Below are 25,760 nucleotides of genomic sequence, written 5' to 3' on the forward strand. Positions count from 1 at the left end.
ACCTAGTGGACGCCACAGCTACTTTTTGAGCTTACCGGCAGTTAGCTTCGCGTAGCGTCAAGCCATAGCGCGGTTTCGCCTTCGATGCTTGACTCCGAGACCTGCAAGGCGCTTGAGACCAGTCGTGGTAGTTTTGCTAGCTCCGGCGGTAAGCGAACCGGGTCCGCACAAAAATTCATCACGATAATAACCGAGCCATTTTGCAGGGTCAGTAGCTTCTCATCATTGCTAGCTAGCCATTGTACGTCTCCGGAACCCAGTGTATGTTCGCGGCGCAAACGCAGTAGTTCTTGATATAGATGCAGGGTTGAGTCGGCGTCGTTTTCCTGCAATGAACGGGCATAACCGGCCCATTGCTCGGGCTGGGGTAGCCAGCTTTCTCCGGTGGTATTAAAGCCGTAGGCCGGGGCGTCGGCTTCCCACGGAAGCGGGACACGGCAGCCATCTCGGCCGTAGCGCTCGTGATTGGTGCGGAACCAGGTCGGGTCTTGGCGTGCCTCGTCCGGTAGCTCCATGGCTTCGGGTAAGCCGAGCTCTTCACCCTGATAGAGGTAGGCGCCACCGGGTAGCGCAAGCATGAGCGTGGAGGCGGCCCGGGCGCGGCGCAAACCGATGACCGGATCTGGATGGTTTGGGGTTAGTGGGCCGATGCCTTCACCCTGCGGGTTGTCGTCGGTGAGTGCTAACCGTGAGGCGTGGCGCACCACATCGTGGTTGGACAGTACCCAGGTGCTCGGCGCGCCAACCGCGCCGAAGGCGGCCATTGACTCATTGATTACTTCACGCAGCGCCGAGGCATCCCAGCCGGTGCTGAGATAAGGGAAATTGAAGGCTTGATGCATTTCATCTTCACGCACCCACTTGGCCATTAGATCTAGTGGGTTGACCCAGGCTTCGGCGCAGAGCACGCGCTGGCCTTCATATTCATCCATGACGGTACGCCAGTCGCGGTAGATTTCATGCACGCCGTCCTGGCCCCACCACGGGGCAAGTTCTTCGGTTCCGCCCATGGATGCACCCTTGGGGTCGGGGGTGAAATCTGGAAGCCCTTCGGCCTTGATCATGCCGTGGGCAACGTCCACACGGAAACCGTCGGTGCCGCGGTCCAGCCAGAAGCGCAGTACGTCGCGGAACATCGCGCGAACTTCCTCGTTGTGCCAGTTGAAGTCTGGTTGCGTGGCATCGAAGATATGCAGGTACACCTGGCCGGGGGTGCCGTCTTCGTTGGCGGTCCGGGTCCACATGGGTCCGCCGAACACCGATTCCCAGTTATTGGGCAAGGTTCCTTCGTCGGCGTCGCGGAAGATGAAGCGATCGCGTTCGGGGGAGCCGGCCGGGGAGTTCAATGCTTCCTGGAACCAGGGGTGCTGATCGGAGCAGTGGTTTGGAACAAGATCAATGATGACGCGTAATCCGAGATCATGGGCGCGGGCCACCATTGCGTCGTAATCGGCCAAGGTGCCAAAGAGCGGGTCCACGTCCACATAGTTGGAGACGTCGTAGCCTCCATCTTTTTGGGGTGAGGTGAAAAAGGGCGAGAGCCAGATTGCGTCAATATCCATGGTGGCCAGCTGTTCCAGGCGGGAGGTAATGCCCTGCAGATCTCCGATTCCATCTCCGTTGGCGTCTGCGAAGGAGCGTGGATAGATCTGGTAGATCACCGAGGTGCGCCACCATTCCGAGCCGGGCTCGGTTGATGGCGTGGTCGAAAGCGCGCGCGTTTGAGTCATGACGATAACGATAGGCGATGAGTACGTGCTTGTAAACGCTTCCAGTAATTCTTCTGCTTCGCGTAGAGGTGGGCTTGCGCAGCAAGGAAGAATGATTGATTCTTTGCTGAGTGTTGCCAACGTCAATGATTTATGTCACTCTGGAAACGCTTACATATTTGTCGAAAACCTTCGACGCTCAGTTCCGCCCGGTCCCGACCTTGGACCGAGGTTGTCACGAAAGGTACACCAATGAAGGTGAACGCTCGCTCCCTGATTGTCGGCGGGGCCATGACGGCCATCGCCGCACTCTCGCTGACCGCCTGCGGCGGATCCGGCACTACGACCGAACCCACCACTTCCAGCTCGCCCGTGGCTTCTGCCTCGGCGCCTTCTGAAGCCGGATCGTTGACCGTCTGGGTTGACGCAAACCGTGAACCAGTGCTGAAACTGGCGGCCAAGGACTTCCAGGCAGCCAGTGGCGTGAAGGTAGATCTGGTCATCAAGGATTTCTCGAAGATTCAAGAAGACTTCCTGCGTCAGGTACCTACCGGCAAGGGTCCTGATATCACCATCGGCGCCCATGACTGGTTGGGCAATCTCGTCAATAACGGCGTTGTTCAGCCGGTAGAACTGGGCGACAAAGCAGCAGACTTCCAGGATGTCGCGGTCAACGCGATGAGCTATGAAGGAAAAGCCTACGGCGTCCCCTATGCCACCGAAAACTTGGCACTGCTACGCAACACCAAGCTGGCTGATAAAGCACCTGCCACCTTTGACGAGATGATCACTGCCGGTGAAAAATCAGGGGCAGACTTCCCATTCCTGGTGCAGGTCTCCGAAACCGGTGATCCATTCCATCTCTACCCATTCCAGACTTCATTCGGCGCACCAGTGTTCGGTACCAATGCCGATGGTGCCTATGACGCCAGCAAGCTGGAATTGAACAACTCCGGCGGCGAGAAATTCGCTCAGTGGATGGCTGAACAGGGCAAAGAAGGCACACTGAAAACCTCCGTGGACTCAGATATTGCCAAGGAAAAGTTTGTTTCCGGCGATTCACCATTCTTGATTACTGGCCCATGGAACGTCGAAGCGGCCGAAAAAGCCAAGATTGAGTTGTCCATTGACCCAATCCCAAGCGCCGGTGGCGAACCAGCACAACCGTTCGTGGCAGTCCAGGGATTCTTCGTCTCTTCGAAGACCGAAAACCTGTTGGCAGCTACAGAATTTTTGACCAACTACATTGGTACCGAGGCGGTGCAGACCGAGCTCTATAAGGTTGGCGACCGTCCACCAGCAAACAAGGCAGCCTTCGAGGCCGCGAAATCTGACGAAGTAGTTGCGGCCTTCGGTGAAGTTGGAGCCAACGGTGTTCCGATGCCAAACGTTCCCGAAATGGCTGCGGTCTGGGAATTCTGGGGTGTCGCAGAAGCTGACATCATCTCCGGCAAGGCCAAAGATCCAGCCAAGCGCTGGGACAAGATGGCTGAGGACATCGAAGCAGCAATTTCCAAGTAGTTCTGCGTTGGCCGGGGTATAAGTCTTGGACTCACACCCCGGCCTAACCACACCGATAACCGCTGGCAGAATCGTTCAAGGACCACGTAGATGAATCTCAAAACCACCGCGCCACAAGAAGCCGCCCCTGAACGTGCTTCCGGGGAAAAAAGTACTTCGCTCCAATTTAGCGGCGGACTGGGCACGATGCTCTTCAAGATCGTCGCGCTGGCGGTCCTGGACGCTACCGCAGTATTTGCAATTTTCCTCGCAGTAGCTAAAGACGCGGTGCTTATTGCCAGCATCATCGGTGTCATTACCTTATTGATCAACGTCATCTACCTCAAACGAGGGTGGCTGCCGGCTAAGTATTTGGCACCCGGCGCCGTATTTCTGCTGATCTTCCAAGTTTTTGTCATTGGTTACACCGGTTATATCGCCTTTACCAACTATGGATCCGGGCACAACTCGGATCAGGACGACGCGATCATGTCGCTGCTGCAAACCAATCAGCAACGTGTGCCTGACTCGGCCAGCTACCCGGTGACGGTGCTGGATGGTGCCGACGGGCTGGCGCTCTTGGTACAGCGTGAAGGGCAGCAGCTTGTGGGGGACTCCGATGACCCTCTGGCACCGATTGACCCGGCAGCACTTGGAAAATACACCCAGCTGAACTTCGCTGATTTACTTGGCCGGCAACAGGAGGTCACGTCCTTAGCGGTGCCCATGAGCGAAGACCCGACCCAGGGAACTCTTCGCACCTCCGATGGACGGACCGCATATCAGTACACTTCCACCCTGGTCTACGACAAGGGTGCAGATACGATGACCGACTCGATCACTGGGACGGTATATAGCGACACCGGCGTGGGCGCCTATACCGCACCGGATGGTGAGCAATTAATGCCGGGCTGGTCCATCAACGTAGGTTTTGACAACTTCACTCGGGCTATCACTGACTCCTCGATCCGCAGCTCGTTGATCTCGGTCACCGTGTGGACCTTCGTCTTCGCATTTCTCTCGGTCGCCACGACCTTCTTCCTTGGATTATTCCTTGCGATTGTGTTCAACGACCTGCGGATGAAGGGGCGTAAGATCTACCGAGTCATCTCGATCCTGCCTTATGCGTTCCCTGCATTCCTTGGCGGCCTGGTCTGGGCAGGCATGCTGAACAAGGACTTCGGTTTTGTTAACCAGGTACTTTTCAACGGAGCCTCGATACCCTGGCTTACCGACCCATGGCTAGCCAAGTTCTCCGTGCTCTGGGTCAACCTCTGGCTTGGATTCCCTTATATGTTCCTCGTCTGCACTGGCGCCTTGCAATCGATTCCAGAAGAGCTTTCTGAAGCCGCGAAAATTGACGGGGCGAAACCCTTCCAGATCTTCCGGTTGATCAAGATGCCATTGCTACTGGTATCCGTAGCGCCGCTGCTGATCTCTTCTTTCGCGTTCAACTTCAACAACTTCAACATCATCTACATGCTGACCGAGGGCGGACCACGTCTAGCGGACGGCGCCATGAACGTGGGTTCCACGGACATCCTCATTTCGATGGTGTACAAGGTAGCGTTCGTCGGCTCACAGCGCGACTACGGGTTGGCTAGCGCATTCTCCATCATCATCTTCTTGATCGTTTCGCTGATCGCGGTCATCAGCTTTAAGCAGACCAAAGCTCTGGAGGAATTGAACTAATGAGCACTGCAACCTCAATCTCATCCAAGGGACCGAAAAAAACCTTCGGTCAGTGGTTCGCGGCAACCGGCTGGCGCCACCTCATTGGTGTGGCGCTGTGCATCTACGCGGCCTTCCCGCTGCTCTATGTTCTTTCCGCGTCGCTCAATCCCAACGGCACCCTGCTTTCCTCCAACGGATTCTTCAGCACCATTGGTTTGGAAAGCTACGAGAAGCTCTTCGCTAATGAACAGCGTCCCTTCGCTGCATGGTTTGCTAACACAATGTTTATCGGACTAACTACCGCTGCCGCGTCCGTGCTGCTTGGTGCACTCGCCGCCTACAGCTTTAGCAGGATGCGCTTCAAAGGCCGCCGCTTTGGCCTGGTGTCCTTATTGGTAGTCCAGATTTTCCCGCAATTGCTGGCAGTGGTAGCAATCTTCATTTTGCTCACGACCCTGGGGGATGTGTACCCAGCACTGGGTATCGATAACCAGATTGCTCTAATCATGGTGTATCTCGGTGGCGCACTGGGTGTAAACACCTACTTAATGTATGGGTTCTTCAATACTGTGCCGATAGAAATTGATGAGGCTGCCAAGATTGATGGGGCTGGGCATGCGCGCATCTTCTTCACCATGATCCTGCGCCTGGTGGCACCGATCCTTGCAGTGGTGGGATTGCTGTCATTCATCTCCACCACCAGCGACTTCGTGATCGCCTCCGTGGTATTGGTCAGCCCGGAGAATCAAACGCTAGCGGTAGGGCTGTACTCCTACGTCTCTGAAGAATTCACCTCAAACTGGTCGGTGTTCGCCGCTGGTGCGGTGCTCGCAGCCATCCCGGTCATGGCACTGTTCTTGTTCTTGCAGAAATACATTGTAGGCGGGCTGACCGCAGGAGCCGGCAAATAGGTTTTTCGAAACACGAAAAGGGCTCACCACGTCATCAGGCACCATGTGTCAGACGCAACGGTGGCATCCGCCAAACTGGGGAGCGCACCGGCTAAAGTAAGCCTCATGAAGTCACGCCTCCCACGCGCAGCACGCAAATACTTGGATCAATTGCGCCTCGAATTGGGACACCTGAACATTGAAGAGCGAAACAGGATCATTGAACAAACCAACGCGAAGATCCGTCAACTGCCCGGACGCGGCCGCAATCAGGTAGAGCTATTTGAGCACCTCGGTACCGCAGCTATGCGAGCTGAAAAGTTCCGGCGGACCGAACCCGAAGCACTGGCGGTACGTAGTGGCAAAGAATTCTTGAACCGAATTCTTGGCTGGCCGATTCTTGCCTTTGCTCTGCTGACCGCCGTGGTGCTTTACTTCGGTCCTATTGCCTCCGTCGAGCCAGACGGCACAGCGTTGGCAGAGACTATGTTGTCCACGTGGGAAGCTGCAGTGGGAGCTCAGATCATCTGGCTTGCGGTGCTGCCGGTGTTGTTCAGCTCACTGCGACTGTGGGCGCAGAATAAGTTCACCTGGACTCTTGGAGTACTCGGCGCGGTACTTTTCACGCTCGTAGTGATCTTTGGTGCCGCGGGCATTGGGCTGTATTTCATCCCGATCACCGTGTTGCTTTGGGCGCAGGTACTTACCCCGATGATCATGATGCGTGGATCCATGGCTTATCCTGGAGCTCTCTGGTTGATTTCAGGTGCCTTGCTGGTGCTCTTAGGACTGGTATGGGCGGTGCGTCCGGCCTTAGACGAGAGCACCAATAACATCTGGCTGATCATTTCACCCGCGATTGTCTTGGGACTGCTGGCAGTCCTACTTCCGACCCGCAAATTCTGGGTCCAAGTAGCATTGATTACTGTCGGGATCTTGGTAATTGCCGCCGGACTAACTGCCGCACTCGGCAACCTGGGCCATCCAGCATTAATCGACACCTGGGTGGTTGGGGGACTGGCATTCGCCGTCGGGCATTTAGCGCTCGCCGGTGGACTGTGGCACGAGCGGGTACGCAAGCTCTTGGCCCTGTATTAGTTCTGTTATCGAATCTGATGGATGACAGCAGGACAAACAGCCAAGTAGTTTCCGGAATACAGGTGCCCGACTGCTTAGAATAGAACTATGAGCGACGCCCCAAATTCCTTGCCGACACCGCCAGCTAAGCGTGGGCGAGGCCGACCCCGAAAAGACTCAAATTGGGCGACGTTCTCACGTGACGAACTAGCTGCCCGTGCCTTGCACATCGCTGGAAATGAAGGCTTCTCCGCGGTGACTATGCACCGGTTGGCGGCAGAGTTCTCCGTGACCCCGCGGGCGCTGTATAACTACGTGGCTGACCGCCAAGAGATTATCAACCTCGCGGTAGCGCAGTTTTTGGAAAAGGCTCCGTTCATCGATTTTGATCCGGAGAACTGGCGTGATTCCGTGGGCGAAGCCTATAACCGCTCACGTGAGGTCTATCGGATGTTCCCACGCGCCACCTTGGTGGGAATGGAAGAAAGTGTGACCGCCGATATCGGGCCGAGGCACACCGAGTTGCTGGAACGGTTACTGAAGTTTTTTGTAGACATTGGTCTGCCACTAAAAAATGCGGTCAGTCTGTCACGTTGTTTAGAACAGGACGTGCTCGGCTTCGCACTGAAATATGACTACCCCTATGACCGTGCCCCGGAGCAATACCGCGACGTAGTCACTAGAGTCGTGGCCGAACGCTGGCTGGATAACTACCCAGAGGTGGATGCGCCAATGTGTCGGGCTTCGCTTGAGCTTCCCGAACAGACCAGTGACGAGATCTTCGCTGAACTAGTGGAGATGCGGATCCTGTCCATCGAAGTGATTCTCGCGAGAAACTGAGCATCACTAGGGAATAACTTCCTCGCCCTGGACGCTTGAGTACTTGTTCGCATAAATTTTTGGACCTCCTGCGGAGTTCGTCAGGTATCGGCCTACCAGTTGAAAGTTGGACCATGCCACAGCGAGATCAAAAGCTGCCCGAGCCCTTATCCTCCGCGGCACGGTGGCGCTTGCTTGGGGTGCTCCTAGCGACGATGTTTATGTCATTGGTTTCGGTCAGCATTGTCAACGTGGTGCTGCCGTCCATTGAGTCCACCCTCGGCGCCACCGAAGCCGACATGCAATGGGTGCTCGCCGGATATGCGCTAACCTTCGGCGTGGTGTTAGTTGCCGCCGGACGTGCCGGAGATGTGCTGGGGCGCGGGGTGATGTTTGTGGCCGGAGTGGTCATCTTTACGCTCTCCTCAATCTTCGCCGGCCTAGCTCCGGATCCCACCAGCCTGAATATCGCACGTTTTATTATGGGATTTGGTTCTGGCCTGCTGAACCCGCAGGTTATGGGCATGATTCAACAACACTTTAAAGGTCACGAGCGCGGACGCGCTTACGGACTGTTGGGCACGGTCATCGGCGTTTCGGTGGCTATTGGCCCGGTTCTTGGTGGTTTTTTGATCGGCTGGCTTGGCCCGGATGCCGGCTGGCGTTGGACTTTTTTGATTAACGTTCCGGTGGGAATCATCGCGGTACTACTGGCATTGATGTGGTTGCCACGCCCCTTGCTGATCCGCGGTACCGGAAAGCTGGACCTAGACCCCGTGGGAGGGGTCTTACTGGCGGTGGGATTGTTGGCTTTCCTGCTTCCGTTCGTCCAGGGACGCGAGAATCCTGCGCTGTGGGCACTGCTGGTAGTGGGTCTAGCGATCTTGGTCTTCTGGGTTTACTGGGAGAAGAAATATAAGGCGCGGGGCCGTGCCCCGATGGTGGAACTGGCCCTATTTAAGATTTCCAGCTTTACCAACGGCTCATTGATTGCCGGACTGTATTTTATGGGTGTCAGCAGCGTATGGGTGCTCGTGGCCATTTATGTGCAAAGCGCACTCGATTTCAGTGCACTGGAAGCCGGATTGATCTGTCTTCCGGCGGCACTGCTCTCTGCGGTGAGCTCGCAATTGGCGGGAAATTACGTGATGAGTATCGGGCGCAAGATGATCGTGTTCGGTACCGCGAGTGCACTGTTCGGACTGCTGGCCACGGTGGCGGTAGTGGAGCTGGAAGCACGCGCGGGGTTGAATATCTGGTGGATGATGCTGGCACTGTCATTTATCGGTCTGGCCCAAGGTTTCATTATTTCGCCGAACCAAACGCTGACGCTGATGGAGGTACCGCTGGAAAACTCCGGCAGCGCCGGTGGGCTGATGCAGACCTCCCAACGTATTGGCACGGCGGTAGGCATTGCGGTCATTACTGCGATCTTCTACGGAGTCAATCACATCTCGGGCTGGACTAACGCGATGAGCTTGTCCTTTGCCGCCATCGCATTGCTGGTGCTGATCACCATGTGCGTGGCCATTGGAGATCTGCGCAGGGGACAACGCGACGAAGCAGCGGTTTCCTGAGCTGGTACAGAGGCAGCGCCACACCCTGAAGCTGGGCGGAGCATTGGGGCGCACCGGGTAGTACCGGCGAATATGGGCAAAGTCGTTGGAAGGCTCCTGTGATCGCTCTACGCTGGAGGGATGAAGCGTCTTACCATGGTCCTAGCCATCCCACTTCTGATGTTTGCCTTGGCCTCCTGCGCCTCGTCTTCCGGTGGCGCTTCGGCGCCCGAGGGGGTATGGGGCGAACAGGCCCAAGGTAAACCTTGGATTGAACTTTCAGCAGATGGGAAAGTATCAGGCAACGACGGATGCAACCGTATCGCAGGTCAATGGGCTGGCAACGATGGAGAGATCAATTTTGAACAGTTGAGCAGCACCAAGATGTTCTGCCTTGGAATCGACCCGTGGCTCTCCTCTGCTGTTACCGCGCAGATCAATGGTGACAGCATGCTGGTGCTGGATGCGGAAAATGCCGAACTTGGAACGCTGAAGCGAGCCGGGTAGTTGTTTGGTAAAAAACAAAAATACCTCGGAATGAACCTTTTGGTGCATTCCGAGGTATTTTTTGTAAGTGATTCGAACTAGACGATTCGGTATCCGCTAACCAGCGGGCAATCGAATGGATCGCGGGCCGAGAGGCCAACCTTGTTCAGGTAGGTAATGACCTGCGAGTAGGATTCACGAACGCTGGCAATGGTGTAAGGCACCTGATGCTCGTCGCAGTACTCGCGAACGATTTTTGATACCGCAGCCAGGTTGGCGCGTGGCATCGATGGGAACAAGTGATGCTCGACCTGGTAATTCAATCCGCCATAGACGTGGGAAAGAATACGGTTTCCCCAGTTGGACTTGGCCATCACGTTACGTCCGGTGAGTACCTGGCGGGAGAAAAAGTCGATACGTGCATTCTCGGGAACCATGGGCATGCCCTTGTGATTCGGAGCGAATGACGCACCCATGTAAACGCCGAAGACTGCCAGCTGCACGCCGATGAACGCAAATGCCATACCGACAGGCAGGAAGTAGAAGATGGCAGCTAGGTAGAGCGCGATACGCAGTGCAATACCGGTCATTTCACGCTTGCGGTTCTTCACGCGGTTAGCCTGGAATAGGTACTTGATTGACTGCATGTGCAGGTTCAAGCCCTCAAGTGTGAGCAGCGGGAAAAACAAGTAACCCTGGCGTTCGGTGATCCACTTGAGGAAACCACGCTGTCGCTTGGCATCTTCAGGCTGGAACGAGATGGTGTCCCACTCGATGTCCGGGTCCTTGCCGATGGTGTTCGGAGTGGCGTGGTGCTTATTGTGCTTGTTCATCCACCACTGGTAGCTGATACCGACAACAATATTTGCCAAGAACTGGCCCAGCTTGTCGTTGCGCTTGTGCGAGGCAAGGATCTGGCGGTGAGCCGCCTCATGGGCCAAGAAAGCGAACTGGGTCAGCAACAGACCCAGTGCACCGGCCATCAGCAGCTGGAACCAGCTATCTCCGAGCAGGAAAAAGCCGGCAACTGTACCTGCAAGGAGAACCGTCAGCACGGTGGCGATGCCAACGTAGTGTCCGCGGCGGCGTTGGATTAATCCAGCGTCGCCGACCAATTTTTTGACGTGGAAAAAGCTTTTAGGATCTCCCGGTTTGACCGACGGGCCTGCGGGGTCCAGTACTGAACTACTGCTCAAGAAAACATCCTTGGGTGATAGGCGTCGACATTACAGTCGAAAGAACTGAAAATCTCGGCTCCCATATCCTTAGCTTACTTGGTAAAACTGTGAAGCAACTGTCCGGTCGGTGCCAAAATTTGAAATATCGAGTAATAGACGATACTCAACATTTTCCGCCCAAGCCAGGCAACAGTTAGTGCCGTACTGTCAACTGGCCGTCTGTTATTTCCCAGCGTGCGTCAAGGCGCACATTTTCAAGCATCCGCCGGTCGTGTGTGACGAGCAGCAAGGCACCCTCATAGGATTCCAAAGCTTCTTCAAGTTGCTCAATTGCTGGTAGGTCCAGGTGGTTGGTTGGCTCATCGAGGACCAACAGGTTCACACCACGTGCTTGCAAAAGAGCCAGACCAGCACGGGTGCGTTCACCGGGGGAGAGCGCAGAGACCAGTGAAGCAGCCTGGTTGGCTTTCAGGCCGAATTTTGCGAGCAAAGTCCGAGCGTCCGCCGAAGTCATTTCCGGCAATTCGAGCTCGAATGCTTCTCCCAAAGGGAGCCCGGCGGGCAAGTAGCTGCGCGCCTGATCGATTTCACCAATCTTCACCGAGGCACCCAGCGAGGCGCTTCCCGAATCAGGGGTGATTTTGCCCAGCAACAAGTTGAGCAATGTCGATTTTCCGGCTCCGTTGGGACCGGTGATGCCGATGCGCTCTGCGGCGTTCAACTGGATTGACAGTGGACCGAAGCTGAAATGTCCACGGTTCAGGGCCACCTCATTGAGTGTGGAAACCACGGTGGAAGAACGCGGGGCCGTCGCAATTTCAAATTGCAGCACCCATTCCTTGCGAGGCTCGATGACCTCATCGAGCCGCTTAATCCGTGACTCCATCTGGCGGACCTTCTGTGCCTGCTTTTCCGAGGACTCATTGGATGCTTTGCGGCGCAGCTTGTCATTATCCGGGTTCTTCTTCATGGCATTTCGAACGCCTTGGGAAGACCACTCACGCTGGGTGCGGGCACGGGAGACAAGATCTGCTTTTTTGTCTGCGAATTCGTCATAGGCTTCACGTGCATGACGGCGGTTGATGTCCCGCTCTTCAAGATACGAATCATAGCCGCCTTCGTACACGGCGACTTGGTTCTGCGCCAGATCCAGCTCCACGATCCCGGTAGTGCAACGTGCCAGGAATTCACGGTCGTGGGATACCAGCACCACGCCGGCGCGCAGTGAATTGATAAAGGTTTCCAGCCGTTCCAGCCCGGCCAAATCGAGGTCATTGGTCGGCTCATCAAGCAGGACGATATCAAAACGGCTCAGCAGCAAAGCGGCCAGCGCGATGCGCGCTACCTGTCCGCCGGACAAAGAGGTCATCAGCGAGTCGGTGGAAAGCTCAAAGCCAAGTTCCGCGAGGACTTCAGGGGCGCGGTCATCCAAGTCCATGGCGCCCGAGGCCATCCAATGGTCAAAGGCCAAGGCATAGGCGTCATCTGCTCCGGGAGCCCCGGAACCCAGTGCCTCGGCGGTCGCTTCCATGGCCGCGGTGGCCTGCGCGCAACCGGTGCGGCGGGCTAGATACCCGGCGATAGTTTCGCCTTCAAGACGGTCGTGTTCCTGCGGCATCCAGCCGATGAATGCACCATCGGGTGCGGTGGAGACGGTGCCGCCCATGGGTTCGTCAACGCCTGCGAGCAGGCGAAGCAACGTGGTTTTCCCTGCGCCGTTGGCACCTACGATTCCATACACATCCCCCGGAGAGAGGGTGAAGCTGAGTTTGGAGAAGAGAGTTCGATCGGCATGGCCCCCGGAAAGGTCCTTGGCCACCAGTGTTGCAGTCATGGCTCTCATTCTAGGGGGTTTTGGCCAGTGGAATTGCTCCTTCTTTGCCAGCTCGGGTGTGATGTTTGGAGAGGATAAATTGCTGATGACTCGGAAATGGACATGGCACTTTGAATGCGGGAATCTTTCGCACCACGGGCGAATCAAAGAATGGGAACGGGAGAGAGAATGAATCGGGATACAACATGTGCAATGGCCGGAAGCTTTACGGACCGTTGCCATAAGCAGCTCTCGCATTGTGAGCTCGGGGATCTCTCGCCGCACTGTTGAACTTTGTTTAGGTATTGTCCACTCGTTCGGTAATGAACCGCACTTTTGAAGGAGACTTTGAGCAAGGTTGTCATTTGCGGCTCGGCGTCGGTGGACGGCTTCATCGCGGACGAAAACGACCTGCCAAGATCTAAGGGCTGGGACCCCAAGGTGCCATTCCACTTCGTCGACTCTGTCTCGGTAGCCGTGGCCAAGGCGCAGCAACCCGCCGGTGAACGCAGTGTCAAGGTCTCCGCCGGCGAGGTTGGCGGCCCGGCGCTCCACCTGCGTTACCCGGTGCGCCGCTAATTAATCATGCTTGAAGGCCAAAAATCCCGGGTCACCAGCGAATTCAATCGCTGGTGACCCGGGATCTTCACGTAGCAGCTCAGGGAAGCTGCCTCGGCGAGGTCCTAGACCTGGTTGCCGAGCTTGAAGCCCTTGGAAGGCTCGCCGCGGTAGGTGCCGTCTTCGTCCTTCTCGCGGGTGTAGGAGAAGCCATCGGCGCCGACGGTGACATCCATTTCGGAGCTGTCGGTGCGGGTGATAACTTCCTGCACGTTGCCATCCAGGTCAAGGACCTTTGAGGCTTCGGTGTACCACGATGGGACTACCGGGTTGCCCCACCAGTCGCGGCGCTGGTTGTCATGCACGTCCCAGGTGATGACCGGGTTGTCCGGGTCGCCGGTGTAGTAATCCTGGGTGTAGATCTCGATGCGGTGGTCATCTGGATCCAGGATGTACAGGTAGAACGCGTTGGAGACACCGTGGCGGCCTGGGCCGCGCTCGATGCGGTCCGAGATGCGCAGTGCGCCCATCTTGTCGCAGATCTGGATGATGTTGTGCTTCTCGTGGGTGGAGAAGGCTACGTGGTGCAGGCGTGGACCGTTGCCACCGGTGAGCGCGGTGTCGTGTACGGTGCCCTTGCGGTGCATCCATGCTGCGTAGGTGGTGCCTTCTTCGTCCTGGATGTCTTCGGTGACGCGGAAGCCCAGGTCCTCGAGGTAAGCGCGGCCGCGTGGCACGTCCGGGGTGACCTGGTTGAAGTGGTCCAGACGGACCAATTCGCCAGCCGAGTAGAGGTCGTAGCGCATGTGCAGGCGTTCTACGTGCTCGGTCTCGAAGAAGAACTCGTATGGGAAGCCCAGTGGATCTTCCACGCGGACCGAATCGCCGATTCCGCGGACAAAGCCCTCGGCGCGACGCTCGGTGCGGCAACCCAATTCCTTGTAGTACGCTTCAGCGGCGTCTACCTCGGCGGTGGAGCGCACACGGAAAGCCATAGCCTTCAGTGCTGCTACCGGGCCGAGAGTCAGGACCAGGTTGTGGTGGATGAACTCTTCGAAGGAACGCAGGTAGATCTGGGTGTCATCCTCGTAGGAGACGTGCAGACCCAGAACGTCTACGTAGAACTTGCGCGATGCGGCCAGGTCGGTGACGACCAGTTCCGCGTAGGCGCAGCGCAGGATATCCGGCGCTGGAACCGATGGGGTAGGGATTGGGTTATTGATTTCTTTAGCCATGGTGTTTGCTCCTTTGCAAAAGCGAGAAGGTGGGTTAGACGCCGAACTTAGGGGAGTGGGACTCGTTCAGGGTGATCTGAATCGACTGCTGGGTGGTGTAGAAGTCCACCGAGCGGTAGCCTCCCTCGCGGCCCAGACCCGAAGCCTTCACGCCACCGAATGGGGTGCGCAGGTCACGGACGTTGTTTGAGTTCAGCCAGACCATGCCCGAATCGATGGCGTGTGCGAAGTTGTGCGCACGCTTCAGGTTGGTGGTCCACACGTAAGCGGCTAGGCCGTACTTGGTGTTGTTGGCCAGTTCCAGCGCTTCTTCATCGGTGTCGAACGGGGTGATCGCTACGACTGGGCCGAAGATTTCGTCCTGGAAGATCTGTGCCTCTGGAGCAACATCGGCGAAGACGGTCGGAGCAACGTAGTTGCCCGTCTCGAAGCCTTCTGCGCGTCCGCCACCGGCGAGCAAACGGCCTTCCTTCTTGCCGATTTCGATGTAGCTCATGACCTTGTCGAAGTGGTTCGGGTGAACCAGCGAGCCGACCTCGGTCTTTGGATCGCTTGGCAGGCCAACGCGGATGTTCTTGGCGCGCTGCGCAAACTTAGCAACAAAATCATCATAGATTTCGCGCTGAACCAGCACGCGGGAGCCGGCGGTGCAACGCTCACCGTTCAGCGAGAACACACCGAAGACGGTGGCATCCAGTGCTGCGTCTAGGTCGGCGTCTGCGAAGACGATGGCTGGGGACTTGCCACCCAGTTCCAGGGACAAGCCCTTGAACTGTGGGGCCGCCGCGGTGGAGATGGTGGCGCCGGTGGAGCTGTCACCGGTGAAGGACACCAGTGGCACGTCCGGGTGCTTGACCAGGTAGTCGCCGGCCACTCCGCCCGAGCCGAAGACCAGGTTGAAGACGCCCTCTGGCAGTCCTGCTTCGCGGAAGATTTCTGGCCACAGTACCGCCGACAGCGGGGTGTAGCTGGCAGGCTTGAGTACGACCGAGTTGCCGGTAGCGATGGCCGGAGCTAGCTTCCATGATTCCTGCATGAACGGAACGTTCCAAGGGGTGATCAGTGCTGCGACGCCAATTGGCTTGCGGTTCACGTAGTTCATCTGGCGACCTGGAACACGGAAGGTGTTATCCACCTGGGCGACGATCAGATCAGCGAAGAAACGGAAGTTCTCAGCCGCGCGGCGGGCCTGGCCCTTGGCCTGGGTGATTGGCAGACCGGAGTCGAAGGACTCCAGCAGTGCCAGCTCTTCGTCGCGGGACTCGACGATGTCAGCAATTTTGTGCAGCACGCGGGAACGCTCACGCGGCAGCATCTTGGACCATGGACCTTCCTTGAAGGCCTTGTTGGCGGCGGCTACTGCCAGGTCAACGTCTTCTGGCTGAGCCGAAGCTACGGTGGCGTAGTTTTCGTTCTTGACCGGCTCCTGCACATCGAAGGTTTTGCCCGAGATGGAATCGACGAACTTTCCATCGATGTAGTGCTGCAGGTGAGTTGGGAGATTTTCTGGAACGTTGCTCATGGATGTTTTCCTTTCGCGTTGCTTTCATCAATGAAAGACTTGAAATAATGAAAAATTATGGGGTCTAGATGGCGCTGGGTGCCATATTGGCCTGGGCCAGGTAGGCGTTGAGCGTGTTGGTGCGGTGGATGCGAGCGGCTTCTTCGATTTCTTTCGGAGAAGCATGCGCCCCGATGAGCTCCAGCAGATGCTGGTGTTCTTCCACCGACTGCTTGGCACGGTGCGGGATGTGGGTGAAGGAGCTGGCTCGCATTGCTGCGAGTCGGCGCCATCCGCGTTGGACCAGATCCAAGATGTGCGGGTTAGGGCACTGGCTGTAGAGCTGCTGGTGGAACTCGTTGTTCAACTCGGTGAAGGCCACCGGGTCAAACGCTTCCAGGCACCGGCGCATTTGATCATTGAGATCCTGCGCTTTGGCCAGCCAAGCCTCGTCCATGGCGGACGCGGCCAACGCGGTGGCTGCTGGTTCGATGACCGCGAGGGTCTGCATGGTGTGCAGGTAGAGGGTTGAATCCACCTGCGCCACGGTGGCACCTACGTTGCGGGTGAAGTGCACCAGACCTTCGGCCTCCAAGCGCCGGATCGCCTCGCGGACCGGGACTACGGAGCAGCCCAGTTCCTCGGCGATGGTTCCCAGAACGAGTCGGTATCCGGGGGAGTACGCCCCGTTGACGATTCGTTCGGAGACCAGCGCGTAGGCGACCTCTGACTTGGAGGTAGTCATTACAGCTCCCAGGTGGCCAGATCCGGGGATCCGGCGTCCTTCCAGGCGTTGTACTTTGCTTTCCACTCGGCGTTCATAGGGAACAGGCCCTCGATACCGTGGCCACGCTGGACCATGGCGAAGATGAATTCGTCATTGGACTCGGTGACCATGGCTTCCGCGGCGACCTCGGCGACCATTGCCGGTGGGATCACTACGATGCCATCAGAATCTGCAACGATGACGTCACCTGGCTGGACGGAGACGCCACCGCAAGCCACGGTGATGTCCTTGTCCCAGGCCACGTGCTTGCGACCCAAGACTGCCGGGTGGGCACCGTTGTAGAACACTGGGATTTCCAGGCCGGAGACTGCGTCAAGGTCACGCACCCCACCGTCGGAGATGATGCCTGCGGCGCCAAGCTGCTGGCTACGCAGTGCCAGGATGTCACCCAAGGTTGCCGAGCCGGTTTCCCCGCGGGCTTCCATGACCAGGATTTCGCCATCCTGCAAGGAATCAATTGACTGCTTCTGCATGTTGTATCCGGCACCGTGAGCCTTGAACAGGTCTTCGCGGTTTGGAATGTAGCGCAGGGTGCGGGCGGTACCGATGACACGCTTCATGCCCTTGGTTGCACCGGGTACTTCAATGTTGACGTTATTCAGTCCGCGCTTGCGCAAGGTAGCTGACAAGGTTGCGGTAGCTACGGTAGCGAGCTGTTCACGGACATCATCGGTGAGTACCGACTTGCCGGTGACCAGTGCCGGCATGCCTGCGGTTTCACGGTCGCCGTAAGCGTCTTCCTTATCCTTATCGGTGACCTTTGGCTGGTTGCCGAAGTCCGCGAAAGTGGAAGTGCCTTCAACAGCGGTGGTCTTCAAGCGGCCGGTGGTAGCACCGGTGAGTAGGTCGGTGACCTCGACCTCGACGACGTCGCCTGGGAAGAATACGGAGGAGCCTGCTGGGGTACCGGTGAGGATGACGTCGCCTGGCTGCAAAGTCATCTGCTGCGAAAGATCTGCAACGATCTGCGCGAAGGAGAAGAGCAGTTCCGAGGTATCTGCATCCTGAACGAGGTTGCCATTGACCCAGGTCTGTACGCGTAGCTTGGCGGGATCCAGCTCGGCTGCAGCGAGAGCGGTTGGGCCCATTGGGGTGTAACCGTCGCCGGACTTCGAGCGGATATTTGATCCCTTATCCGCGTACTTGATGTCATGGACACCCAAGTCGTTGGAGGCGGTGACCGAACCGACGTAGCTCCAGGCTTCTTCAACGGAAACGCGGCGGGCAGCCTTGCCGATGATCAATGCGATTTCGCCTTCGAAGGCGAGCAATTCGGTACCAGCTGGACGTTCCACAGTTGAGCCGGTGGTTGCCAGTGAGCTGGAAGCCTTCATGAAGTAGCTCGGGAATTTAGGAGTGCGTCCACGCTGTGCTGCTCGCGAGGAGTAGCTCAGGTGTACTGCAAGAACCTTGCCAGCCTGAGCGAAAGTTTCTTCGCTGACCGGAATCGGATTACTCATCTTTGATTTTCCCACTTTCGTCGTACATCAAATCGTATACGATCTAGTGTGCTCTCAATCTCAATCGGTGTCAAGTCATTGAAGGGGATTTGCTTCTCCGGATCTAGGTTGGGGCTTTCGCGAGGGCAATATTCGCGTTATTTCGGGGAAGTGACCCTTGATTCCTCACCTGTCGACAAGATAAAAAACCACTATTAGGAATCCGAATTGGTGGGAGAAGTAGCCCGCCTGCCGGACGGTGAAGTTGCGAAATCGCATATATGATCCGACGGTTTTAATGAGGAGCACTAAGGGTCTAATTCGCGCATGGACCCCTTTCAGCGCCCCTTGAGGTTTCCTGTGAAATTACAGTCGATATCAGCTTTATTCACTAAGTGTATTGTTAGCTAGGTAAGATACTTTTGTGAGCTTGATAAATTTCGGCGGGAAAACATTTGGGCACGGAGGGTTCATGCTTTCGCAGCGTGTCCCGACATTGATTGCCTACTGCACCATGACCTCGAAATTTATGCAGGTAAAACCAAATTCAGACGACGAATCAGTGAGTGAAACCGATGGAAAATGTGGATCTACAGCCCTTTGATGCAGTAGTACTGATGTCGTTTGGAGGCCCCGAAAAGCCCCAAGACGTTCTTCCGTTTCTACAAAACGTCACTCGCGGACGCGGAATCCCTGATGAACGTCTCAAGGAAGTCGGGGAGCATTACTACCTTTTCGGCGGCAAATCTCCCATTAACGAACAGAATCAAGCACTACTGCAGGCTCTGAAGAACGAATTCAGCTCTCGCGGAATTCTCACGCCGATATTATGGGGAAATCGAAATTGGAACCCATATCTTACCGATGTTATTCGGGAGCATGCTTCTAACTCGGGTGCGAGGAATTTCTTAGCCATTGATACTTCGGCATACTCCTCCTATTCGTCATGCCGACAATATCGTGAAGACTTTGCTGAAACGGTGGGCACCCTAGACGGTGAGGGGCTAAAGATCACTTTTGAAAAGATTCGGCAGTACTACAACCACCCCGGATTCGCTGGTGCAGAGCTTAAATGCGTGCGGGATGGGCTGTCACGATTTAAGGAAATAGCCGGCGAGCTAGACCCCATACGTCATAAGATTCTGTACGTTACCCACTCAATCCCTTCCACAATGCAAGGCACCTCCGAACGTTTTACACCGGGGTACCAAGTGCAGCATGAGGAACTAATCAACTGGATCGGACAGGAACTTGAAGGGGATGACAAGCTCGATGCCGAACTGGTCTTTTGCTCCCGTTCGGGCTCTCCGCATACTCCTTGGTTGGAACCAGACATCAATGATCGTATGCGTGAGCTGTCCCAAGAGGGCATCGAGGGGGTGCTCGTAGTTCCTATCGGGTTTGTCTCTGATCATATGGAGGTCAAATTCGATTTGGACACCGAGGCTGCTGAAACAGCCCAAGAACTAGGGATGTCTTTTCTACGCGCAGAAAGTGTGGGGACTTCCTCACCATTTGTCAGTGGCCTAGTTGACCTGGTGCTTGAAAGAGTAGCGCAGGTCAGAGAAGAGCAGGTCGATCCTGCAGTCATCAACGCTGGGACGGCGCTGATTCCAGGTAGTGGAGCGTGTTCCCTGACGTGCTGTGAAGGTGCAAAGTTGAAAAATACGTTTCCAAACTGGAGCAGGGCAGTAACTCAAGAATGAGTAATCAGCTTGGGTATTTCAGCAGGTGTGCGCTCCCGTGGAAAAAGCTGCGGGATATGCAGCACCTCGCGGATAACCAGTGAACTCTGTGCAGTAGGCTTACAACAATTTTCTACGGTGCAAACAGCAGGGAAGGAACGGTATCCCTACCTTGGTCTCAACTGCTTACGAGGCAACTTTTAGATTCCACGCTAGTGATCTATGGAGACTTGGCGCGATATTTTTGGTCCCCCTGGCGTGGATGAGTTCAGGCCCTGCCGCAGCTGCGGCGATGGCTCTGGTTGCCGGTGGCACATGCCTGCTTCGATATTACGCAGGATCGCGTGCACAAGACCTGACTGGCCAGCTCGTCTTCATCTCCGCTGGGCTATTTAGCATGATTGGACTCTACCAAGTCATCTGGTGGTTGGATCTCGCGATGCACCTCATAGTCATGGCGGTGGTTACCGTTTTGATCTACGACATCCTCGTCCACCGAAAAGGCCTAACCCAGAGGGCCAGCCAAGCCCAGCAACGGAATCTAGCCTTCGTGCTTCTAACATACGGGTCTTTGGCCGCAGTGCTCTGGGAGGTCGGGGAATGGGCCGGCTACTACCTGATTTCCCAGGAGATTGGGGTGGGAATATTAGATAGCGTGACTGATATTCTCGCCGGTATTTTAGGCACCCTTGGAACTGTGTATTGGATCAGTTCGAGTAGAAAGTTTCAGTAGATATGCGAATCAGCATTGTGATCCCCGTGCTCAACGATGAGGAGTATTTGAAGATTCTCCTGGATCATCTGGCACGTCAGAGCTTACCGGCCGACGAGATTATTGTTGTCGACAACGGGTGCACAGATGCTAGCGTCACGGTCGCGCGATCTGCCGGTGCTACAGTCATTGTCGAAAAAATTATCGGCATTCCCGCAGCGGCAGCCACAGGATATGACAACGCAACTGGGGACATTATTGTGCGCTGTGATGCGGATTCTCGGCCTCCGGCGGATTGGCTCGCGAGAATCGACAAGAAATTCGTTGAAGATCCGACTACCGACGCGCTGACGGGTCCGGGGTTCTTTTATGATTTACCCCTAGGAACCCGCTCCATAGGTTCAGCTCTTTACGCCGTGGGATATTTTTTCCTGCTCGGTTCTGCTCTGGCCACGGTTCCTCTTTGGGGATCAAATATGGCGTTCCGAAGCACTCTCTGGAATGAGGTACGCGAACGAGTCAGCCGTACCGGGACCAGTATTCATGATGACCTTGATCTAAGTTGCGCCGCGCACCAGAGCTTTGTCCTGAAGTTCCTGCCGACACTTCGTATGGGCGCGGCTGGGAGAGTTTTCCTCCGCCCCCGGGGCTTTCGAGATTCCAGTCGCCTTGCCTTGAATACATTGAAGAGACATGGTGGAGTAAAGGGGATATTCGAACGCTGGCAGTCTGTTTTACGGTTGAATTAAGCCCGAAAATCACCCTGAAGGCCACAGATCTGGTTCCAACTTGATACCGAATTTGGTTCATTTCTACTTCTCAGGTCGGCAAGCAGTAGTTTGGAAAGATTGAGACTCGGCTTGGCATTGAGGAACAGACAAGGACCCAGAATGAAGATGAATCATTCTGGGTCCTTGTCTGTTGGAGCGTTGTTGGTTACGCGTCGGTGGTGATGCGCATAGCCGCAGCAGCTCGTTCATCAGCTTCGCGCAGTGCGCGCTCTACACGATCAACGTCGCGCACGGCGCCCTTGTCCGCGGACAATGCCATCGCGGCGTAGGCGCGCAGCGCGGGGGAGACCACGCGTTCACGGCTTGCTGGACGGTAACCGGTAGTAGCCAGCAAACGCTCGCGGCGCTCGGCGAGCACATCATCAGCTACGTTCAGCGTCAGGTCGCGGGTTGGGATGTCAATGGAGATGATATCCCCGTCTTCTACCAAGGCGATCATTCCACCGGAAGCTGCCTCGGGGGAGACGTGTCCAATGGATAGTCCCGAAGTGCCGCCGGAGAAGCGGCCATCGGTGATCAGTGCGCAAGACTTGCCCAGTCCGCGTCCCTTGAGGAATGAGGTTGGGTAGAGCATTTCCTGCATACCCGGACCGCCCTTTGGCCCCTCGTAACGGATGACGACTACGTCGCCTGCCTTAACCTGCTTGTTCAGGATCTTCTCCACCGCCTCGTCCTGGGACTCGCAGACCACTGCCGGTCCGGAGAAGGTCCAGATGGAGGGGTCTACGCCGGCGGTCTTGACGACCGCACCATCGACGGCGATGTTGCCGCGCAACACGGCCAATCCGCCGTCCTTGGAGAAGGCGTGTTCCACGGAGTGGATGCAGCCTTCGGCTGCGTCGGTATCCAGTTCTTCCCAGCGTGCTGACTGCGAGCCGGCGGTGGAGGAACGTACACCACCCGGAGCGGCGTGCCACAATTCCAGGGCCTCCGCGGTGGCTTTGCCACCGCGGATATCCCAGTCGTCCAGCACCTCGCCCATGGTGGCGGCATGCACGGTGTTCACGGTGTCATCGAGCAGTCCGCCGCGGCGCAGTTCGCCGAGGATGGCAGGGATGCCACCGGCACGGTGGACATCTTCCATGTAGTAGATCTTCCCTGCACCGGCGGAGTTCGGGGCGACCTTGGCAAGGCATGGTACCCGGCCGGAAATTTCATTGATTTCTTCCAGCCCAAACTCGACGCCGGCCTCGTGGGCTGCAGCCAGCAGGTGAAGAATCGTGTTGGTGGAGCCGCCCATGGCGATATCCAAGGTCATCGCGTTGCCGAAGGCCTCGATGGTGGCGATATTGCGTGGCAATACCGTCTGGTCGCTGTCCGCGTAGAAGCGGTTGGCGATATCCACGATGGTCTTACCGGCGTTTTGATACAGTGCGGTGCGTGCGGTGTGAGTGGCCAGGGTGGAGCCGTTGCCCGGCAGGGCCAAACCCATGGCTTCGGTCAGGCAGTTCATTGAGTTAGCGGTGAACATCCCCGAGCATGAACCACAGGTAGGGCAGGCCGATTCTTCGATGCGCAGCAGGTCTGCATCAGAGACGTTCTCGTTCACTGCCTCGGAGATGGCATCGACCAGGTCCAGGGTGCGCACGGTGCCGTCAACCAGCGTGGCGCGGCCGGATTCCATGGGGCCGCCGGAGACGAACACGGTAGGGATATTCAAGCGCAGGGCTGCCATGAGCATGCCCGGGGTGATCTTGTCGCAGTTGGAAATGCAGATCAGCGCGTCCGCGCAGTGTGCGTTGACCATGTACTCGACCGAGTCGGCAATCAGATCCCGCGAAGGCAGGGAGTAGAGCATGCCGCCGTGACCCATGGCAATGCCGTCGTCAACGGCAATGGTGTTAAATTCGCGGGGGATGCCGCCGGCCTCGATGATGGCGTCGGAGACGATGCGGCCTACTGGCTGCAGGTGGGTGTGTCCCGGAACGAATTCGGTGAAGCTGTTGGCCACGGCGATGATCGGCTTGCGTCCGAGATCTGCGCCGTTGACGCCGGCTGCACGCAGCAGCGCGCGGGCACCTGCCATGTTGCGGCCGTGAGTGATGGTGTGTGAACGATATGTGGTCATTTTAAAATCTCATCATAGATTTGCCCCCAAACCCAGACGGCATTGATACTAGTAGTACTACTACCATGATAAATAGGATCAAGAATGAATGCAGGTCAGCGACGCAGGGAAGAGCTTGCCGGTTTCCTCAAAGACCGCCGGGCACGTGCCGAGCGCGCCTCGCATGGACTGCCTGAGGTTGGACGAAGCCGCGTACGCGGGTTGCGTCGCGAGGAAGTTGCGACCCTCGCCGGGGTCTCGGTCACCTGGTACACGTGGCTGGAGCAGGCACGCGATATCAATCCGTCGCGCCAGGTGCTGGACTCGCTGGCCCGGCTCTTCCGGTTGACTCCAGTGGAGAGTACTTATCTACTGTCATTGGGTGGGCATGGAGAAAAAACACCAGAAGTCGCCAGCGAATTTACTCCGGCACTCCGACGGTTAGTGGATGCACTTGGTTTCCCCGCGTTCTTACTTGCCGCGGACTGGACGATTATCGGCTGGAACGCGGATTATGCGAAGCTCTATCCGCGCATTGATTCTCTGGATGAGGCCGATAGGAACCTGCTCTGGCTGGTATTCACCGATGACCAACTAAGAGAGATGCTCCCGGACTGGGAAACGCAGAGCCGAAGCTTCGTGGGCAGCTTCCGTGCCGAAACCCGGGGCTGGCTCAGCCCCTCGGGGGATAGTGGCATCGTGGCACGCGTATCGGAAGCGTCACCGGAGTTCGCCGCGATCTGGAAGGAACGAGATGTAGCCGGATTCGGCACACGCGAGAGACTCTTCCAACACCCCGATAAGGGTCTCACCCGGTACGAGCAGCACAACCTGACTCCGGCGGAGGCTCCGGATCTCACCTTGTTGGTGTACGCGCCACTGTAGAAATTCGCGGTTCGTAAAGCTGAACTGTAGCGACTCTTAGCTCGGTTCCATCATGAACTTCGATCCGTCGCGTCGAGGAATGCTGATCTGCCCGAGCTGATTCGCGGTTTCGGTGGACACGGGCATGAAGGCTAGTCCAAAATTTTTCGGCATGGAGCTTTGGTGACGGACGCGGACTTCATAATTCCCTGAACCGTAGGTAGCTTTCTGTGCGAAACTTTTCGGTGAGATCTCGTGGCATCATTGTGAGTGCAACTCCCGGGATGTCCATTGCTGTATATAAGCGAAGGGATTAGGCCATCCCGCTTCACTTCGGCAGGATCATCACGTTCGATGCTAAGCCATTGAGCGTTGCTGTAGCTTCGACGTCTCCGCTATCTGCCCGAGTAATCAGGTATAGCTCGCCCTCCTCACTAACTGCAGCGAATTCTTCCGAATACGAAAGAGGAGTGAACACTCCTACGCCTGACCTATTTTTATGAAGGATTCTTCGATTTCTTCCGGTGGCTTATCTTGACAAAAAACGGTTGAACAAGGACTGATTGTGCACTGCAAAATGATGGATGGCTGAATTACATCTTGCGTGAGTAAAATTGGTCATCAGGCCGACGTGTAGGAGAAATTTACAGGTGTCGAAATTCTGAATTTCGTCACCGGAATAGAAGGTTTCTATGGATCATTTGTTGCTTCCTATGGATTTAGAGGCGAGCAACGTCGTGGGATGGGGACCATGAATATTTTAACCTTGTTCAACAACGTTCGTCACATGGGGATGGCACGACAGTTCATCGCTGTTTCTGTATTGCTGTTGCCCGTTGTTGCACTCGTCTGGTTCTTATTTATCAGCGCTATGGTTCTTAAACCGGTTTCGGGGCCAGTGCGTCACGTGGATGCTGTAGTTTCATTGGCTCCAGGACAGCACCGGTTGCCTACTGCATTGGAATACCATGAATCTGGAATGTCAGAAAACCTTGTCGTATCCTGGTTTCCACAATTGATTAGTGGTGCGGTGGTCAAACCAGAATTGGGTTGGCTCGAAAGCCAGATATGTCGGGCACCGGACGTAGGCTCCGTGTTTTGTTTCACTCCAGAGCTAGATAGCACATACGGAGAAGCCCTATCTGTGAGCAATCTTGTTCTTGCTCAAGACTGGGACTCTGTAGTGGTCGTTACTAGCCGATATCATGTGTTTCGTACCAGATTTATTTTTGAGCGAACTTTGCCTGCACATATTCATGTGAATGTCGTTGCAGCACCTACAGAACTATCGGCCAAGGGCTGGATTACTCATATTGGCTACGAGAATTTAGCAACCATTAAAGCAATATTCCAGACATGGTAAATAAGTTAAAAGTCTACAGAGTTACCATCAGAGTCTAAATAACCATTCGAGTACTACGATGCTTACATAGTTGAAT

At 56.2% G+C, this 25,760-nt stretch carries 21 protein-coding genes; 13 read left to right on the top strand and 8 right to left on the bottom strand.

Annotated elements, in window-relative coordinates; translation table 11 throughout:
* Positions 1-41: 41 nt before the first annotated feature.
* The gene (locus tag ACX5K5_RS05955) at positions 42-1,730 is read right to left on the bottom strand and encodes a glycoside hydrolase family 13 protein (protein ID WP_459175157.1); all 1,689 of its coding nucleotides are present in this window, start codon (positions 1,728-1,730) and stop codon (positions 42-44) included.
* A 231-nt stretch (positions 1,731-1,961) separates the two neighbouring features.
* On the opposite strand from ACX5K5_RS05955, the gene ACX5K5_RS05960 reads away from it, so the two are divergent.
* The 7 genes from ACX5K5_RS05960 to ACX5K5_RS05990 all read left to right on the top strand — a co-directional run bounded on the left by ACX5K5_RS05960 (position 1,962) and on the right by ACX5K5_RS05990 (position 9,732).
* The gene (locus tag ACX5K5_RS05960; RefSeq protein ID WP_459175158.1) at positions 1,962-3,230 is read left to right on the top strand and encodes a sugar ABC transporter substrate-binding protein; all 1,269 of its coding nucleotides are present in this window, start codon (positions 1,962-1,964) and stop codon (positions 3,228-3,230) included.
* A 90-nt stretch (positions 3,231-3,320) separates the two neighbouring features.
* Positions 3,321-4,901 (top strand): ABC transporter permease subunit, encoded by a 1,581-nt coding sequence (locus tag ACX5K5_RS05965; protein ID WP_096256334.1) that lies wholly within the window; start codon positions 3,321-3,323, stop codon positions 4,899-4,901.
* The gene (locus tag ACX5K5_RS05970) at positions 4,901-5,794 is read left to right on the top strand and encodes a sugar ABC transporter permease (RefSeq protein WP_096256333.1); all 894 of its coding nucleotides are present in this window, start codon (positions 4,901-4,903) and stop codon (positions 5,792-5,794) included. The genes ACX5K5_RS05965 and ACX5K5_RS05970 overlap by 1 nt, the downstream gene beginning before the upstream one ends.
* A 105-nt stretch (positions 5,795-5,899) precedes the next feature.
* Positions 5,900-6,871 carry a hypothetical protein gene (locus ACX5K5_RS05975; RefSeq protein WP_096256332.1) on the top strand — a complete coding sequence of 324 codons (972 nt, stop codon included), beginning with the start codon at positions 5,900-5,902 and terminating at the stop codon, positions 6,869-6,871.
* Between the two features lie 87 nt (positions 6,872-6,958).
* Positions 6,959-7,690, top strand: coding sequence for a TetR/AcrR family transcriptional regulator (locus ACX5K5_RS05980; protein ID WP_096256331.1), 732 nt, complete (start codon positions 6,959-6,961; stop codon positions 7,688-7,690).
* 113 nt (positions 7,691-7,803) lie between these two features.
* Complete coding sequence (locus ACX5K5_RS05985; RefSeq protein WP_459175159.1) at positions 7,804-9,246, top strand: MFS transporter; 1,443 nt, start codon at positions 7,804-7,806, stop codon at positions 9,244-9,246.
* A gap of 120 nt (positions 9,247-9,366) precedes the next feature.
* Positions 9,367-9,732, top strand: coding sequence for an META domain-containing protein (locus ACX5K5_RS05990; protein WP_096256329.1), 366 nt, complete (start codon positions 9,367-9,369; stop codon positions 9,730-9,732).
* A gap of 77 nt (positions 9,733-9,809) precedes the next feature.
* Here the strand turns inward: ACX5K5_RS05990 and ACX5K5_RS05995 are convergent, their stop codons facing one another.
* Both ACX5K5_RS05995 and ACX5K5_RS06000 read right to left on the bottom strand, forming a co-directional pair.
* On the bottom strand, positions 9,810-10,907 hold the full coding sequence (locus tag ACX5K5_RS05995) for a fatty acid desaturase family protein (protein WP_096256328.1): 1,098 nt from the start codon (positions 10,905-10,907) through the stop codon (positions 9,810-9,812).
* A 175-nt stretch (positions 10,908-11,082) separates the two neighbouring features.
* Positions 11,083-12,723, bottom strand: a complete 1,641-nt coding sequence (locus ACX5K5_RS06000) for an ABC-F family ATP-binding cassette domain-containing protein (protein ID WP_459175160.1) — start codon at positions 12,721-12,723, stop codon at positions 11,083-11,085.
* Between the two features lie 327 nt (positions 12,724-13,050).
* On the opposite strand from ACX5K5_RS06000, the gene ACX5K5_RS06005 reads away from it, so the two are divergent.
* Positions 13,051-13,281 carry a hypothetical protein gene (locus ACX5K5_RS06005; protein WP_459175161.1) on the top strand — a complete coding sequence of 77 codons (231 nt, stop codon included), beginning with the start codon at positions 13,051-13,053 and terminating at the stop codon, positions 13,279-13,281.
* Between the two features lie 104 nt (positions 13,282-13,385).
* On the opposite strand, the gene hpaD is transcribed toward ACX5K5_RS06005, so the two are convergent.
* From hpaD to ACX5K5_RS06025, 4 genes are all read right to left on the bottom strand, one after another.
* Complete coding sequence (hpaD, locus tag ACX5K5_RS06010) at positions 13,386-14,483, bottom strand: 3,4-dihydroxyphenylacetate 2,3-dioxygenase (protein WP_096256364.1); 1,098 nt, start codon at positions 14,481-14,483, stop codon at positions 13,386-13,388.
* Positions 14,484-14,529: 46 nt separating this feature from the next.
* Positions 14,530-16,017, bottom strand: coding sequence for a 5-carboxymethyl-2-hydroxymuconate semialdehyde dehydrogenase (gene hpaE, locus ACX5K5_RS06015; RefSeq protein WP_188686464.1), 1,488 nt, complete (start codon positions 16,015-16,017; stop codon positions 14,530-14,532).
* A 64-nt stretch (positions 16,018-16,081) separates the two neighbouring features.
* Positions 16,082-16,741: a GntR family transcriptional regulator gene (locus ACX5K5_RS06020; protein ID WP_459175162.1), complete on the bottom strand. Its 660-nt coding sequence runs from the start codon at positions 16,739-16,741 to the stop codon at positions 16,082-16,084.
* Positions 16,741-18,243 (bottom strand): fumarylacetoacetate hydrolase family protein, encoded by a 1,503-nt coding sequence (locus ACX5K5_RS06025; RefSeq protein ID WP_459175163.1) that lies wholly within the window; start codon positions 18,241-18,243, stop codon positions 16,741-16,743. The genes ACX5K5_RS06020 and ACX5K5_RS06025 overlap by 1 nt, the downstream gene beginning before the upstream one ends.
* 554 nt (positions 18,244-18,797) lie before the next feature.
* Here ACX5K5_RS06025 and ACX5K5_RS06030 point away from each other — a divergent pair.
* From ACX5K5_RS06030 to ACX5K5_RS06040, 3 genes are all read left to right on the top strand, one after another.
* Entirely contained in the window at positions 18,798-19,928 is a 1,131-nt protein-coding gene (locus ACX5K5_RS06030) for a ferrochelatase (RefSeq protein WP_459175424.1), read from the top strand.
* Between the two features lie 241 nt (positions 19,929-20,169).
* The gene (locus tag ACX5K5_RS06035; RefSeq protein WP_459175164.1) at positions 20,170-20,640 is read left to right on the top strand and encodes a DUF2238 domain-containing protein; all 471 of its coding nucleotides are present in this window, start codon (positions 20,170-20,172) and stop codon (positions 20,638-20,640) included.
* A gap of 2 nt (positions 20,641-20,642) precedes the next feature.
* Complete coding sequence (locus ACX5K5_RS06040) at positions 20,643-21,368, top strand: glycosyltransferase family 2 protein (RefSeq protein ID WP_459175165.1); 726 nt, start codon at positions 20,643-20,645, stop codon at positions 21,366-21,368.
* Between the two features lie 187 nt (positions 21,369-21,555).
* Here ACX5K5_RS06040 and ilvD read toward each other — a convergent pair whose 3' ends face one another.
* Entirely contained in the window at positions 21,556-23,478 is a 1,923-nt protein-coding gene (gene ilvD, locus ACX5K5_RS06045) for a dihydroxy-acid dehydratase (protein WP_459175166.1), read from the bottom strand.
* An 84-nt stretch (positions 23,479-23,562) separates the two neighbouring features.
* On the opposite strand from ilvD, the gene ACX5K5_RS06050 reads away from it, so the two are divergent.
* Positions 23,563-24,342, top strand: coding sequence for a helix-turn-helix transcriptional regulator (locus ACX5K5_RS06050; protein WP_459175167.1), 780 nt, complete (start codon positions 23,563-23,565; stop codon positions 24,340-24,342).
* A 730-nt stretch (positions 24,343-25,072) separates the two neighbouring features.
* On the top strand, positions 25,073-25,684 hold the full coding sequence (locus tag ACX5K5_RS06055) for a YdcF family protein (RefSeq protein WP_459175168.1): 612 nt from the start codon (positions 25,073-25,075) through the stop codon (positions 25,682-25,684).
* Positions 25,685-25,760: the final 76 nt, after the last annotated feature.

Source organism: Glutamicibacter bergerei (assembly GCF_054495185.1).